The 15,371-nt window shown below is 35.5% G+C and carries 11 protein-coding genes; 6 read left to right on the forward strand and 5 right to left on the reverse strand.

What is annotated here, in order from left to right; genetic code table 11:
* Positions 1–5 precede the first annotated feature (5 nt).
* From ACK1JC_RS12500 to rph, 4 genes are all read left to right on the forward strand, one after another.
* Complete coding sequence (locus ACK1JC_RS12500) at positions 6–1,025, forward strand: ferredoxin reductase (protein WP_409512202.1); 1,020 nt, start codon at positions 6–8, stop codon at positions 1,023–1,025.
* A gap of 137 nt (positions 1,026–1,162) precedes the next feature.
* Positions 1,163–2,302, forward strand: a complete 1,140-nt coding sequence (locus ACK1JC_RS12505) for a fatty acid desaturase family protein (RefSeq protein ID WP_409512203.1) — start codon at positions 1,163–1,165, stop codon at positions 2,300–2,302.
* 260 nt (positions 2,303–2,562) lie between these two features.
* Positions 2,563–4,716: a TonB-dependent receptor gene (locus ACK1JC_RS12510; protein WP_409512228.1), complete on the forward strand. Its 2,154-nt coding sequence runs from the start codon at positions 2,563–2,565 to the stop codon at positions 4,714–4,716.
* A gap of 331 nt (positions 4,717–5,047) precedes the next feature.
* Positions 5,048–5,764 carry a ribonuclease PH gene (rph, locus tag ACK1JC_RS12515; RefSeq protein ID WP_409512204.1) on the forward strand — a complete coding sequence of 239 codons (717 nt, stop codon included), beginning with the start codon at positions 5,048–5,050 and terminating at the stop codon, positions 5,762–5,764.
* An 84-nt stretch (positions 5,765–5,848) separates the two neighbouring features.
* Here the strand turns inward: rph and ACK1JC_RS12520 are convergent, their stop codons facing one another.
* The 3 genes from ACK1JC_RS12520 to nadC all read right to left on the reverse strand — a co-directional run bounded on the left by ACK1JC_RS12520 (position 5,849) and on the right by nadC (position 11,228).
* On the reverse strand, positions 5,849–7,702 hold the full coding sequence (locus tag ACK1JC_RS12520) for an LTA synthase family protein (protein ID WP_409512205.1): 1,854 nt from the start codon (positions 7,700–7,702) through the stop codon (positions 5,849–5,851).
* A 615-nt stretch (positions 7,703–8,317) separates the two neighbouring features.
* On the reverse strand, positions 8,318–10,204 hold the full coding sequence (locus tag ACK1JC_RS12525; RefSeq protein WP_409512206.1) for an LTA synthase family protein: 1,887 nt from the start codon (positions 10,202–10,204) through the stop codon (positions 8,318–8,320).
* Between the two features lie 178 nt (positions 10,205–10,382).
* Positions 10,383–11,228, reverse strand: coding sequence for a carboxylating nicotinate-nucleotide diphosphorylase (gene nadC, locus ACK1JC_RS12530; protein WP_409512207.1), 846 nt, complete (start codon positions 11,226–11,228; stop codon positions 10,383–10,385).
* 177 nt (positions 11,229–11,405) lie between these two features.
* Here nadC and ampD point away from each other — a divergent pair, with 177 nt between their 5' ends.
* Together ampD and murJ are read left to right on the forward strand one after the other, a co-directional pair.
* Positions 11,406–11,978, forward strand: a complete 573-nt coding sequence (gene ampD / locus ACK1JC_RS12535; protein WP_409512208.1) for a 1,6-anhydro-N-acetylmuramyl-L-alanine amidase AmpD — start codon at positions 11,406–11,408, stop codon at positions 11,976–11,978.
* A 77-nt stretch (positions 11,979–12,055) separates the two neighbouring features.
* Complete coding sequence (gene murJ / locus ACK1JC_RS12540) at positions 12,056–13,606, forward strand: murein biosynthesis integral membrane protein MurJ (protein WP_409512229.1); 1,551 nt, start codon at positions 12,056–12,058, stop codon at positions 13,604–13,606.
* Between the two features lie 79 nt (positions 13,607–13,685).
* Here murJ and ACK1JC_RS12545 read toward each other — a convergent pair whose 3' ends face one another.
* Positions 13,686–14,372 carry an FKBP-type peptidyl-prolyl cis-trans isomerase gene (locus ACK1JC_RS12545; RefSeq protein ID WP_409512209.1) on the reverse strand — a complete coding sequence of 229 codons (687 nt, stop codon included), beginning with the start codon at positions 14,370–14,372 and terminating at the stop codon, positions 13,686–13,688.
* A 236-nt stretch (positions 14,373–14,608) separates the two neighbouring features.
* Complete coding sequence (locus tag ACK1JC_RS12550; protein WP_409512210.1) at positions 14,609–15,313, reverse strand: FKBP-type peptidyl-prolyl cis-trans isomerase; 705 nt, start codon at positions 15,311–15,313, stop codon at positions 14,609–14,611.
* Positions 15,314–15,371: the final 58 nt, after the last annotated feature.

Genomic DNA, 15,371 nt, shown 5'->3' on the forward strand with positions numbered 1-15,371 from the left:
GTTTTATGAGTAGCCAAATGCAGTATCAGCCACAATGGGTACGTGAAGATTTTGTCGATTTTGTCGCTGAAAAAATCAATCCTGTTTGGGCTTGGAAAAAGGTCAAAGCCAGTATTATTAAAATTCGGAGTTTAAGTACTGATTTTTATCAAATACAGTTACGTCCGAATCGTAATTTTAAACATCAACAGTTTAAAGCAGGGCAAAGTGTTCTCGTCACTGTAGAAATTGCTGGTGTGCGCCAACAGCGTAATTACTCTGTAGTCAAATTTCTAAGTAATGGCGATATTATTCTTGGTGTCAAACAGCAAGGTCTTGTATCTAAAGCTATTACACAAGCTGACTTAGGAAGTATTGTTGAGTTATCTCAACCGCAAGGTAATTTTACACTGCAAGCTGATTTATCTCCGTTGCTATTGCTCGCATCAGGTAGTGGTATTACTGCAATTTATTCATTGTTACAACAAGCTATACAAAAAGGGCATCATATTGATCTCATTTACTTTAGTCGTGATGGTGCTTTTCACGTAGAACTTGAGCAGTTAGCACAACAACATACGGCTTTGAAATATCATCACATCAATACAGCAACGCAGAAACAGCACTTAGATTTAGCATTATTAGAACAATTGATTCCTGATTTTACGCAACGCCAAACGTATGCGTGTGGTGCAAGTACAATGATGCAAAGTTTGAATCAAATTTATAAGCAACATGGTTTACAGCATCAATTACATCAGGAATATTTCAAAATTACGGTTGATGAAAATCTAGCTGTACAGCCTGTGACGTTCTTACGCTCACAGCAAGAGTTTGAAGCACAAAGTAATTTGCTAGAAAGTGCAGAAAAAGCAGGTTTAAGACCAACGCATGGTTGTCGTATGGGAATTTGTAATACTTGCACCTGTACCAAAGTGAGTGGTTCAACTAGAAATGTGCTGACAGGCGAAATTGATCATGGATCAAATACTCAAATAAAGCTGTGTATTAGTCAGGCAATTAGTCCAGTAACGATTAATTTGTAATATAAAAATTTAATTTTTAATCCTTTACGCAATTTCAAGATCAAATCGTTTTCGATTCATTGAATCTAAAGCTCTGGGAAATTGCACATAAAATTTAGTCACAGTCGCTCAAAATGCACTGTGTAGGAGTAGAAAAGATGAATATGTCAGTGAATTTTCCAAGCAGTAAGTCGAAGCATTTAAGTCCTGAACAAACTGAAGAATTTGGTCGCCGTGTTGACCAAATACGCCGTGAAGTAATGGATCGCTTAGGTGAGCAAGATGCGAAATATATTTATAAAATTCGCAATTTTGTTCGGTATAGCGAAATTGCATCTCGTGGCATGTTGATGTTTGGTGGTTGGATTCCACCTGTTTGGGTGATCGGAACAGGTTTATTGGGCATTTCTAAAATTGTAGAAAATATGGAGCTCGGTCATAACGTAATGCATGGTCAGTTTGATTGGCTCAATGATCCGAGTCTAAACGGTGCAAATTATGATTGGGATACGATGTCATCGGGCGATGATTGGAAATATACCCATAATTATCTGCATCATACCTATACCAATATTGTTGGTAAAGATCATGATGTTGGCTATGGTTTACTTCGAGTGAGTGAGTCGCAAAAATGGGAACCTCGTTTTTTATTTAATATTCCTTTAGCAATTCAGTTGATGGTATTTTTTGAATGGTATGTGGGGGTTCAAAATCTACATTTGGAAGATGCTTTAATTTATAAGACTAAAACGTGGAAACAAGTTTGGGCAGATGCGGCTAAATTCCGTAAGAAAGTCCGCCGTCAGGTTTTAAAAGATTATGTATTTTTTCCTGTAATTGCAGGGCCGAATGCTTTACCTGTATTTGTAGGTAATGCGGTTGCCAATGTCATTCGTAGTTTATGGTCTTCAGCTGTAATTTTTAATGGTCATTTTACGGAAGATGCTGAAACTTTTGAAATGGATAATACTGAGAATGAAACGCGTGCTGAATGGTATTTACGTCAAATTCGCGGTTCAAGTAATTTTACAGGAACAGAATGGCTACATATTTTAAGTGGTAATTTGAGCCATCAAATTGAGCATCATTTATTTCCAGATATGCCTGCTAATCGTTATGCAGAAGTTGCCCCAAAAATTAAAGCATTATGTGCTGAATATGAAATTAACTATAACGAAGCGAATTTTTTTCAACAGTTTGGTAGCGTATGGGTACGTTTAGCAAAGCATTCTCTGCCAAATAATATGACAGCTAAAATCACGCAATCTTTGCAAAAAGTGAAAGAAATTTTTGCTTAGTCTCACAAAATAAAATTGTATAAAAATTATTGTTGAAAGATCAATATTCATTCATAAAGTCCAATGTAAGCCATTGGGCTTTCCACATTATGCAAAACTATTTATTCTGTATTTCTAAAGAGTTATGTTTAATTGTGAATAAATTATGAATTTTTTCATGAATATTATTGTGGTCTTGTTGTAAATAATAATATAATTGAGAAATATTATCATTTACTGTTGGTGTGTCTGTGCCTTACGCAAAAAAAACTTTAGCTCTGATGATGTTTTCTACAGGGTATCTTTTTGTATCTTCAGCAGCTTTCGCAAATTCAGAAATGAATGAACAAGTGAAAGTATCGGCGACTTTGCCCACTATTGTGATTGAGGCAATGGCGGAAGGTGACCCAATAAAAACATATGTTGACTATAAGCAAGCAAATGTCACAAGAAATGGATTGGACAAAAAAGATATTCCACAGACTGTAGACACCATTGATGTATCAAAATACAAACTTTATGGGGCAAATGATTTAAGCGTAATGTTACAAGGTACACCAGGTGTATCAACATCTTACGATATGCGTGGCGATGGCATTATGCTACGTGGTTTTAGTGCAGATACTGGTGATATCTATCGAGATGGTGTCCGTGAAAGTGGTCAAGTAAGACGTAGTACAGCCAATGTTGAACGCATTGAGATCTTAAAAGGACCTGCTTCCGTTTTGTATGGTCGGAGTGGAGGTGGTGGTGTCATCAATATGGTGACTAAATTTGCTAACTTTGAATCACCAAGTACTATTGGTGCATATGCTGGTTCTTATGAAAATGTAGGTGGAACCGTTGATATCAATAAGGTCTTAAATGACAACTGGGCTGTACGTTTAGTCGGTGAAAAATCAGATACCAACAGTTTCCGTGATGGTATTGGTTCAAATGAAGAAATGATATCACCAAGCTTTAGCTATCGTAGTGATGATGAAAGATTATTGTGGACAACCGAATTTACCTATGACGATTTAAATCGTGTTCCTGATCGTGGTCCATCTTATGAAAACTTGCCTGATGGAACTTCAATTAAAATGGGCTTTGCACAAAGCGGAGACTATGTTGAAGATGTTTTAAAAACGGCAAGAACAGACGTGAAGTATGAGTTTGCGCCAGGGTGGAAGTTTCATTGGGGCTTAAGCCATCGTGAAGCAGAACAGAACTTTGATCATTTTTATTTAGGGTCAATGTGTGCGGCTGATAAGACTCCAACAGCAAAAGATAAGGGCTGTTATAAAGGTTATATCAATCAAATTTATTATTGGCAACAAACCACAAATAAAACGACTGCAAATACGTGGGATATATCGGGTGAATTCACAACAGGTTCGTTAAAACATAATGTTCTGGTAGGAACAGATTGGACTTATGAGCAACGTGAGCCATTACTGTCAAATAAAAATCAAGATGGTTCATTAATATATGGTTTTGTTAATCCGTTAACAGGTGATCGATTTAGTAATCGTGGTAGTGGTCATGTAGTGACTTCACATAACTATAATGAAGGGACGAATTACGGTCTGTTCCTACAGGATTTGATCAGCTTTAATGACCAAATTAAAATGATGGTAGGGGCAAGATATGATTACTATGAAGCGAAAACAACAAATAAGCTTGAAAGTTCATCAAGCTATGGTCAATCTAAAACTGTAGAAAATGAAACATTAAGTCCGAATATTGGTTTTGTATGGCAACCTGTCCCAGCACAAAGCTTATATGCTTCATATAGTAAAAGCTTTGTTCCTTTTGGTGGGAATATGGGGGTCAATGCAGTATCGGCAACTGAGGATTTAAATGCATTTAATGATGAACCTCAATATCTTGATCAATATGAAGTGGGTATCAAAAGTGAATGGCTAGATTCAAAGCTAAATACTCAGTTTTCAGTATTTCATATTCAAAAGCACAATATACGAGCGCATGAAGATCCAGATGATACGAGTTCACCTTATGTAATTGTCGGTGAAAATGAATCACAAGGTTTAGAATTTAGTTTCATTGGTCAAGCATTCTCGAAAGTATATGTTCGAGGTGGTTATGGTTATACAGATGCGAAGATTACTGAAAACAAATTTAAGCCTGAGTTAGTTGATAATGATTTACGTAATGTTTCTAAACATACGGGGAATCTTTTTGTTCGATATTTACCTACAGAAAAATTCTATGGTGAAATTGGTGCAACGTATATGGGTTCATACTATACGTCAGATGAAAATACAGCCAAAATGCCTGATTGGACACGTCTAGATGCAGCTTTAGGTTATAAAGACAAGAATTGGGGCGCAACTGTTGCAGTAAATAACTTAGCAGATAAGGAATATTGGCGTTCAAGTTCAATGCCTGGAACGCCAAGAAATTATTTATTGAAACTCAACTATTATTTCTAATATAAGGTTTTAATGACAAGGCTTCGGCAAAGAGTTTCGGAACTATTTACAGCATAGTTTTGATATAAAATTTCTTGGTTAGAAATTTATTTAAGTCCTTATATGATCCGTTAATAAAATCTCTAGTTCATGATGGCTTTACGCTCATAAACTAGAGATTTAGATCACAGGATATCTGTCAAAAAAGAGCAACATTTTATAATTTTGTGGTTCACGTATTGTATGAACGATATCGCCAATTTTAAAAACCACCAAGATGTAACAAAACCATCCGACTCGCTTCTGCTATAATGTTGCGCAATTCATTTTCAGTCAAAATTTAGGACAAATTATGCGTATTGACCAACGTGCATTAGACCAATTACGTGATGTTAAAATTACTCGTAATTATACGCGTTATGCGGAAGGTTCAGTATTGGTTGAATTTGGTCATACAAAAGTACTTTGTACTGCAAGTATCGATAATTCTGTACCGCGTTTTTTAAAAGGTAAAGGTCAAGGGTGGGTCACTGCTGAATACGGCATGCTGCCACGTTCTACTCATACACGTAGTGACCGTGAAGCGGCTCGTGGTAAACAATCAGGTCGTACTCAAGAAATTCAACGATTAATTGGTCGTAGCCTACGAGCAATGGTCGATTTGAAAAAGCTTGGTGAAAATACTATTACAATTGACTGCGATGTAATCCAAGCGGATGGTGGTACACGTACAGCAGCCATTACAGGTGCAGCAGTTGCACTCATTGATGCAATGAATGTTCTTTTAGAGAAAAAGAAAATCAAACAAGACCCATTAAAAGGTTTAGTTGCAGCAGTTTCAGTTGGTATTTTCCAAGATGAAGTACTGCTTGATCTTTGCTATGAAGAAGATTCAAACTGCCAAACTGACTTAAATGTGGTGATGACGCAAGCAGGTGAGTTTATTGAAATTCAAGGAACTGCTGAAGAAAAACCATTTACTCGCGCGCAGTCTAATGCAATGCTCGATATGGCTGAAAAAGGTATTGCAGAACTTGTGAAAAAACAGCAAGAAGCATTAGGTTGGTAAGCATTTAATTTATATTTAAAGTTTTGAAAATAAAAAAACGCATCATGAGATGCGTTTTTTATTTGGGCTGACAATGATTTAGGATTAAATTTCAGCTTTTGGTTCTAAGATTTTATAGGTAAAGTTTTTACCATTGAGTACATCCATATTCATGTCTTTATATTGCTGTAAAACTAGATTGGTAGAGGTATCACAGCTCTTTTGTGGCTGAATACCTGTTTGATGTACGGTTTTATAACAGCTATTCACATGTTGAATAAATGAATAATAAGGTGACAATGGAATATTTGCAGCACTTAAAATACGAGGCGCAAGGAAGTGTGCAGGAATAAATGGTTCTTGCAATGTTTTACGTTCAATAGGGAAATTTGCCCATACAGCAAGTGGGGTTTCAAAGAATTTTACATCCTTTTTCTCAGCTTTTTCTTGAGTAGAGGCAAAGAAGCCATATTCATCATAAACTTGTTGCAAGTTTGGTAAATGATCACCAAAGAAAACAATGATCGTTGGACGATCTAACTGCTTCACATCTTCTATCAAGCCTTTAAATTTCTCATCAGCTCGTTGCATACCGGTTAAATAAGTATTTAAAGCCTGTTTTGTTGAATCACTGATGCCTTCTTTAGTAATTTTAAAGTGATCTTTACCAAAACGGTCATCACTGTACATTGGATGGTTTTCTACACTAATGGCATAAATAAACTGCGGTTGGTCGGTATTTTTGAGTTGCTCACGAATACTGTTATACAGTAAGTCATCTGTTGCCCAACCAGCTTGATTGATGTATTTACTACGTTCTTTCAAACTGATCATATTTTCAATAGATATGAAGCGATGGAATCCAAGATTGTGATATACCGTACTGCGGTTATAGAAATACTTACCATTGTTATGCATCGCAGTAGAGTTATAACCAATCGAATTTAAATAACTTGCTAACGAGTAGGTTGGGCGATCTAGTTTTGATGTATACGCTAACTCATTATGATTTAAAAATGTATTTAAACTAGTCAAAACTTCAAATTCGACATTTGCTGTACCTCCACCAAAGCTAGGTGATAGTACAGATGAAACCTGATGTTTGTTGATCGTTGGAGTAATATCCTTCGGAATACTCTGATCTAGCCGAGTCGCATCCCAATGAGACTCGCTCATGACAAAAATAATATTAGGTAGCTCAGGAGGGCTTAAATTGGTAGGCAAATTATTTTTTTCATACAGCGATGATATTTGATGTTCAGTAATATGAGAACTACTTTTTTGAACAAAAAAATTATCGAGACTCTTTGATAAAAAGAAAGTTAAAAAGCCATAAGTTTTTATCGCTTCATGATCTCCGATCCAATTATTTCGTGTTTTAGGGATTGCCGATGCTAATATGCAACTCTTAGAGCTAGTTTCTAATTTCTCACAGTAAGCAGAGAAATTTTCTTGTGAATTCATAAAAATAAATAAAGAAAGAACCACTAAAGGGATAGCTAAATTGAAATAGATACTTTTACTTTTCGTAATAACTTCTTTTTTAGATATGAAATAAATGATACAACCAAAGCTAAAAATACTAATCGCTGTGCTAATTAAGAGAAGAATAGGTGCTGAAATTAACGTTTCTTTAAATAATAAGAAATCTGTGGGAGTAAAACTTGCTGATAGATATTCTTGTTTCTTTATATTCATAAAATTCAATAAGATAAGAATGGAGGTGAAAATAAAGAGTGAGAGCTTTAATTTTCTAACACAAAAATAAATTAGATTAATGAAAGAAAAAACGATTAAAACAGAAATAAAATATTGGATAAAACTGTATAAAAGACTATTTTGAATATTGAACGCAAATGATAAATCATTATTGACTATTCTTGAAAGAAACACTGCAAAAAAAGCAATCATTAAAAATAGTATTTGTTGTTTAATAAAACTTCTTAAAAAATAAGACATATGAGATGAATCCATTATTCTTTAATTTCAACATTTGTATTAAAATTCATGCTTTTTAAATATTTTGCGGTGTATATCATGTTTTAATCGGTATTTAATAACTATAACTAAACAAATATACAAACTAAGTGATAATAAGGCAATTTTTATAGTTTAATTTTAGTTTTTTACTATATAGATAACAGATTATTTAAATTTATTTTAGAAGTGGAAAACATTCTATATAACAATACATAGATTTTCATAGTTCTTATAGAACAGAAGTAAAGACAAAGGATGAATAACTTTTTTAAATAGTTCATCAACGGAGCATTAGCATTCTAATGGTAGTCATAACTGTGAAATTAAGTTGAGAGAGTAACCTGCAATAAATTAGCAATTAACAAAATTATCCGACTTTATTTTAGACCTTCTATGTGAGTTATTAATTGAACAAAATTGAAGTTTACATATGAGGTACTCTCCCTTTTAGAAGATGAGCCGTACTGCTGGGCAAGAGAGGTTTTTTATTCAAACCCGATCATCTTAGTCTTCCGTAAAGGGAGAAGGAACTTTTCATATACGTTTTAATCATAAATTTTCAGTTTTCAACGTTTACAAGAACTCTTTAATATTTCAGTTAATTTTTAGAGTTGATTCATTTTTTTTGGATAAAATTTCATAAGTAAAGTTTTTACCATTGAGTACATCCATATTCATGTCTTTATATTGCTGTAAAACTAGTTCAGTAGGGGTATCACAGCTCTTTTGTGGCTGAATGCCTGTTTGATGTACGGTTTTATAACAGCTATTCACATGTTGAATAAATGAATAATAAGGTGACAATGGAATATTTGCAGCACTCAAAATACGAGGTGCAAGGAAGTGTGCAGGAATAAATGGTTCTTGTAATGTTTTACGTTCAATAGGGAAATTTGCCCATACAGCAAGTGGGGTTTCAAAGAATTTTACATCCTTTTTCTCAGCTTTTTCTTGAGTAGAGGCAAAGAAGCCATATTCATCATAAACTTGTTGCAAGTTTGGTAAATGATCACCAAAGAAAACAATGATCGTTGGACGATCTAACTGCTTCACATCTTCAATCAAGCCTTTAAACTTCTCATCAGCTCGTTGCATACCAGTTAAATAAGTATTTAAAGCACGTTTAGTCGAATCACTGACACCATCTTTGGTAATTTTAAAATGATCTTTACCAAAACGGTCATCACTGTACATCGGATGGTTTTCTACACTAATGGCATAAATAAACTGCGGCTGGTCGGTATTTTTGAGTTGCTCACGAATACCGTTATACAGTAAATCATCGGTTGCCCAACCTGCTTGGTTGATGTATTTACTACGGTCTTGGGTGTTGACCATATTTTCAAGTGAGGTGAAACGATGAAAACCTAAGTTTTGATAAACGGCACTACGATTATAAAAATATTTGCCATTGTTATGCATGGCAGTTGAGTCATAACCTAATAAATTTAAATAGGTCGCAAGCGAATATGTTGGGCGTTTTAATTTAGATACATAAGCCAATTCATTGTGATTTAAATAGACATTCAGACTGGTTAAGACTTCAAACTCAACATTTGCCGTTCCTCCACCGAAACTTGGTGAGAGTACACTAGACACTTGATTTTTATTAATTGTTGGTGTGACATTTTTAGGTATGCTTTTATCTAAACGTGTTGCATCCCAATGTGATTCACTCATGACAAAAATAATATTGGGTAAAATCGTTTCTTTATTTGTATTGACCGTAGATTGTGTTGCTTCAGGAGCAACTTGTACAGGTGTGTTTGGGTATAAAGCCTGAATTTTATCTTCAGGAATATTTTCAGTTTGAAAAATTTTAGTGTTCAAACCATCAACAGACTTTGAAAAAAAGAAGGTAGAGAATCCTAAATATTTTATAGTGAGATGATCACCGATCCAATCGCCACGTGTTGCAGGCAAATACATTGCATATTCACAAAAAGTCCCTTTGATTCGAACAGGACAATTTGCACTAAAATTATTTTTAAAATTTGCGGTGACAAAAAAACCTAAAATCGCAACGCTAAGTACAGTATTGACCCAAAAATTAGGCTTTGAACCAAATTTTTCTTTTTTATATAAAAATATAAAGAGAGCGATAAATGCTGTAATTCCACCAAAAACCGCAAATTTTAAAATCAGGGGGGATGCAATAAACGTTTCTTTAAATAGTAAAAAATCACTAGGTACAAGGCTTGCAGACAAGTACTGTTCTTTTTTGATATTAATAAATGTCAATAAAAAAATAATAAATTGGCTGAAAAATAAACTTGACCACATTTTTCTTAAAAACACATAAAACAAACTAATAAATGCATAATTCATGAGCACTGAAAATGCATATTTATATAAACGAGGTTTTAGATAGATGTCATTTAATTGAAAGAATTTATTGATATCTTCTTGATAGAGAAAAAAAGCAAATACAGATAAGAAAGCTACAAGTAGAAAAAGTACTTGTTGTCCTAATGTCTTCATGCGCTTTTATGCCTAAATATCAATAAATGAGTGGAGCGATATTATAGGCTTCCCAATAGGTTTTTAGAAGAAAATATTTGTATAAAATGTGGTCAACTTTAAGGTGAAACGGCATATCTATTTAAAGAAAAATAGATATGCCGAAGCTGATATAAAATTGTGAGTTAAAGAGCAAGGATTAAGCATTAAAACGCATAGATAAATCAATTGCTTGTACATCTTTGGTCAAGACACCCATGGAAATATAATCCACACCTGTACTTGCAACTTCGCGTAAATTATCGAGGGTAATATTACCTGAGGCTTCCAATTTACAACGTCCTGCAACGTGCTTAACCGCATCAATCATTTGTTGTTGACTGAAATTATCTAACATCACGATATCTGCTTGGGCTTCAAGTGCTTGATTGAGTTCATCCCATGTTTCGACTTCGACTTCGACCAATTTTCCTGGGGCAATTTGATGCGCTTTAGCAATGGCTTGTGCAATGCCACCTGCTGCCATAATGTGATTTTCTTTAATTAAAAATGCATCAAATAAACCTAAACGGTGGTTTTGCCCACCACCAATGGCAACAGCATATTTTTGTGCGATGCGTAAGCCTGGTAAAGTTTTACGTGTATCTAATAATTTAGTATTTGTACCTTCTAAATATTTTAGATACTCCGCAGTTTTAGTAGCAACCGCAGACAGGGTTTGAATAAAGTTTAATGCAGGACGTTCAACAGTCAATAAACTACGTGCAGAACCTTTTAGGGTATATAAAGTTTCATTGGCAGAAACAGCATCACCATCATTTTTAAGCCAAGTGATTTGTACAGAGGGATCATAGGCTTGAATTAAGGCATTGACCCAAGGTTGACCTGCAATCACCATATTTTCACGAGTAATAATGGTCGCGGTCGCTTGCTCATCTTCAGGTGTCAGTAAAGCTGTAATATCGGCATCACCAATATCTTCCTGTAAAGCATGTTGAATGTTGATTTGAATCGCTTGTTCAAGCAGTGCGGCAGGTATGCTCATGGAAATCCCTTATATCCCTCAAAAACTGAGCGATATATTAGCATTGTCCGTATTAGTTTGAGGAAGTTTTTATTTGTATGTGTTCAGAGTACACTGCACAACAATCATTGATTTTTTATGGTCGGATACTCGACTCCATATTGAATCAAAATGTGCAATCAATCTTAGGATGAAATCATGTCTGCAACCGCAAATTTTCAGCTTATTGATGGTCAGCTTCAAGGGGCTCGGCAAATTCCTTCACCTAATTTTAATCAACGCCCTGATCAAACTGAAATTCAATTGATTGTGATTCATAATATTAGTTTGCCACCTTCTCAATTTGGCGGTGGCTACATTGAGCAATTTTTTCAAAATCAGCTCGATTGGTCTGTACATCCTTATTTTCAAACCATTGAAGGCATGCAGGTATCAACACATTTTTTGATTTTACGTACAGGTGAAGTCCTACAGTTTGTCAATTGTCAGGATCGGGCGTGGCATGCAGGTCGTTCGACTTATTTGGCAAAGCAAGAATGTAATGATTATTCAATTGGGATTGAATTAGAGGGCAGTGATGATCTACCTTTTGAAGCTGTACAATATCAAAGCCTTATCGATGTAGTCATCACATTACAAGGTACCTATCCTCAAATTAAGCAACATATTGCAGGACATTCTGATATTGCACCAGGACGTAAAACCGATCCAGGCATGTACTTTGAATGGGCAAAATTCCGTGAAATGTTGGCACAGCAACGTAGTGACTAAAAATAGCCAATCGAATTAAGAATTAACAACGTATTTTTAAGCCAACTTAATTACAATAGCGACATTATTATAATGGGATATATACGATGGCGCTTTGGCGATCGACCTTTATTGTCAGTGCAATGACAATGCTGTCACGAGTTCTAGGATTGGTTCGTGACATCGTGCTAATGAATGTATTTGGCGCAGGTAAAGACTTCGATACCTTTGTAGTTGCATTTCGTATTCCAAATTTTTTCAGGCGATTATTTGCCGAAGGGGCATTTTCTCAGGCATTTATTCCTATTTTAACTGAATATAAAACAACAAAATTGCATACAGAAGTACAAATTCTGATTAGTCGTGTTTTCGGTTGTTTATTACTCGCAATGTCAACGCTGACCTTGATCGCGATGATTGCAGCACCTGCAATTTTGTATCTTTATGCACCAGGTTTTCACAGTGATCCTGTAAAATTTGATCTTGCGGTTGATATGTTCCGTTTGACCATTCCTTACTTGATGTTTATGTCACTGACAGCATTTGCGAGTAGCATTTTAAATAGTTACGGATCATTTGCATCACCTGCATTTTCGCCTGTTTTGCTGAATCTTGCGATGATTGCAGGGGCATGGTTGTTAACGCCATATATGGCTGAGCCGATTATGGCACTCGGCTGGGCAGTGGTCGTCGCAGGTATTTTACAGTTAGCGATTCAGATTCCAGAGTTGTGGAAGAAAAAATTACTGATTCCACCCAAAGTCGATTTTAAACATGAAGGTGTTGATCGTATTTTAAAATTGATGTTGCCTGCGCTTTTTGGTGTATCAGTAACGCAAATAAATTTATTGCTCAATACTATTTGGGCATCATTTATGCAAGATGGCTCAGTGTCATGGTTATATAGTGCAGAACGTATGACTGAATTACCTTTGGGCTTGATTGGTGTAGCGATTGGTACTGTGATTTTGCCATCACTTTCAATGAGTAAGGCAGAAGAAGATCAAGCGAAATTCCGTAGAATGCTCGATTGGGGCGCACGGATTATTGTGCTTGTCGGTGTACCTGCGAGTATTGCACTTTTTATGCTTTCAACCCCAATTATTCAAGCCTTATTTCAGCATGGTGCATTTGATGTGCGCGATACGCAAATGACAGCTATGGCACTGCAATGTATGAGTGGCGGTGTATTGGCATTTATGTTGATTAAAGTTTTTGCACCAGGTTTTTATGCAATTCAAGACACTAAAACGCCTGTCCGTGTGGGCTTAATTGCTGTTGCGACCAATGCAATTTTAAACATTGTTTTTATTGGTATTTTTAAGCTAATTGATTGGCAAGCAGAACATATGGCGCTTGCGATCGCATCATCAGGTTCAGCATTGGTCAATGCAGGTTTATTATATTTTTATTTACATAAGCGTGATATTTTCCGTTTTGGCGCTCATTGGAAAAAACTTTTTATACAATTTGCTGTAGCCAATATCGTTATGATTACAGCGTTGTGGTATGGCTTAACTTGGTATGATGGCAATGCATCACAATGGCTTCGTATAGTCGAAGTGATTGGATTATGTGTACTCGGTGTTGTCGCTTATGCAGTAGGATTATTGGTTACAGGCTTTAGACCTCGCCAATTAAAGCATTAATATTTTAATAATAAGTATAAAAAATCGCACCTTAAATTGTGCGATTTTTTATGTCAAAAATTTATTTTTCAGATCAATTTTATAAAATTTTAATCAGTTCAATATCAAAAATAAGTGTGTTATTCGGTCCAATGGTATCACCTGCACCAATTTCACCATAAGCCAATTTTGCAGGAATAAAGAAACGATATTTAGCACCAGTTTTCATCAGTTGTAAGCCTTCAGTCCAACCTTGAATGACTTGGCTGACTTGAAATTCTACAGGTTGATCACGAGCAATTGAACTGTCAAAAACTGTACCGTTAATTAAACGACCTTCGTAATGCACAAGTACTTTAGATGATGCAGAAGGAGATTTGCCTGTACCTTGTTGTAAAACTTGATATTGCAAACCACTTACTTGAGTGATAACACCTGATTTTTTTGCATTTTCAGCTAAGAACGCATCACCTTCTTTAGCATTTTTGATCGCAAGGCTTTTAAAGTCTTGTAATTGTTTCGCTTCACTTTGTTGTTTGTAATTTGCGAGCGCTTTTGCCATTTCTTCATCGGTTAATGTGGCTTTTTGACCATTAGAACCTTCTTTAATACCTTGTATAAATGCATCTAAATTAATATCTTTTAAGGTTTCAGCATTACTACGACCCATGACATAGCCATAGCTATAGCCTAATTGATCTTGTTGCGTACTTTTTGTGGTGATTGGGGCTGCCGTACTGATGACACTAAGGCTCAGGAGCGAGGTCGCTAAAACCATATTTTTCATATATATTTCCATGATTTAACAAAAGGCTTAATATTTATGCAAGCTCAGAAGGCAAATATTTGTGGATGCTTGTTCGATGCTGTAGATTGCAAAAGTGAATATTTTAGGGGTATAGATATAACATAATTAAGAAAACCAATAATGTATGTTGTCGCTAAAAGATTGAATAAATATTGATTTTAATTTTATGTCACTTAAAAAGGGAGAGCATGCTCTCCCATCTTTTTAATTTTAAATTATTTAACTTTAATGAGCTCTACATCAAAAATGAGAACGCTGTTTGGTGGAATAGAACCCGCTGTTTGTTCACCATAACCTAGGTTAGAAGGGATATATAAAGTCGCTTTACCGCCTTCTTTCATCAGTTGTAAACCTTCAGTCCACCCTGGAATCACTTGATTCAGCTGAAATTCAATTGGTTCACCACGGTCATAAGAGCTATCGAAAACAGTGTTATCAACTAATTGCCCTTTATAATGGACCTTAACCATAGACGTTGCCGTTGGATGAGCGCCCGTACCTTCTTTAGTAATCTTGTACTGTAGACCCGATGCAGTCGTAATTACACCTGGTTTTTTAGCATTTTCAGCAAGGAATTGATCATTCGTTGATACTGTGGTTTTGGCAGCATCTACTTGTTTTTGTTCTAATTCTTTTTGAAGCAATGCAGAAGCAGCTTTAAGCTCTTCATCGGTATAAATACGCTCTTGCTTTGCATGTGCCGCTCGAATGCCAGTAATGAAACCATCAACATTAAGCTCAGGAGGCGTTTGTTGACCAATTTCATAACCCAAAGCATAACTGATTTTATCAATCGGTTTTGCATCTTTAGACATGGTTGCAACGGTAGGTTGAGCAGGATGCTGCGTTGCATAATATACAGGTACAAGTGCAGCACCGCCTAATAAGACAGCGACAGCAATGGGTAAGGCTTTACTCATAGGTTTTCTCAGTTTTTAATCATTACAACACGAAATTAATCGTCATAGTTTAATTGAT

This window comes from Acinetobacter sp. TY2 (assembly GCF_046269225.1).
Taxonomy (GTDB): domain Bacteria; phylum Pseudomonadota; class Gammaproteobacteria; order Pseudomonadales; family Moraxellaceae; genus Acinetobacter.

Excerpts from the sequence above, each read along its gene's own strand:
- ACK1JC_RS12545 (WP_409512209.1), bottom strand. The coding sequence starts at position 14,372 with ATGAAAAATATGGTTTTAGCGACCTCGCTCCTGAGCCTTAGTGTCATC.
- ACK1JC_RS12550 (WP_409512210.1), bottom strand. The coding sequence starts at position 15,313 with ATGAGTAAAGCCTTACCCATTGCTGTCGCTGTCTTATTAGGCGGTGCT.
- ACK1JC_RS12525 (WP_409512206.1), bottom strand. The coding sequence starts at position 10,204 with ATGAAGACATTAGGACAACAAGTACTTTTTCTACTTGTAGCTTTCTTA.
- ACK1JC_RS12510 (WP_409512228.1), top strand. The coding sequence starts at position 2,563 with ATGATGTTTTCTACAGGGTATCTTTTTGTATCTTCAGCAGCTTTCGCA.
- ACK1JC_RS12505 (WP_409512203.1), top strand. The coding sequence starts at position 1,163 with ATGAATATGTCAGTGAATTTTCCAAGCAGTAAGTCGAAGCATTTAAGT.
- ampD (WP_409512208.1), top strand. The coding sequence starts at position 11,406 with ATGTCTGCAACCGCAAATTTTCAGCTTATTGATGGTCAGCTTCAAGGG.
- ACK1JC_RS12520 (WP_409512205.1), bottom strand. The coding sequence starts at position 7,702 with ATGTCTTATTTTTTAAGAAGTTTTATTAAACAACAAATACTATTTTTA.
- ACK1JC_RS12500 (WP_409512202.1), top strand. The coding sequence starts at position 6 with ATGAGTAGCCAAATGCAGTATCAGCCACAATGGGTACGTGAAGATTTT.
- nadC (WP_409512207.1), bottom strand. The coding sequence starts at position 11,228 with ATGAGCATACCTGCCGCACTGCTTGAACAAGCGATTCAAATCAACATT.
- rph (WP_409512204.1), top strand. The coding sequence starts at position 5,048 with ATGCGTATTGACCAACGTGCATTAGACCAATTACGTGATGTTAAAATT.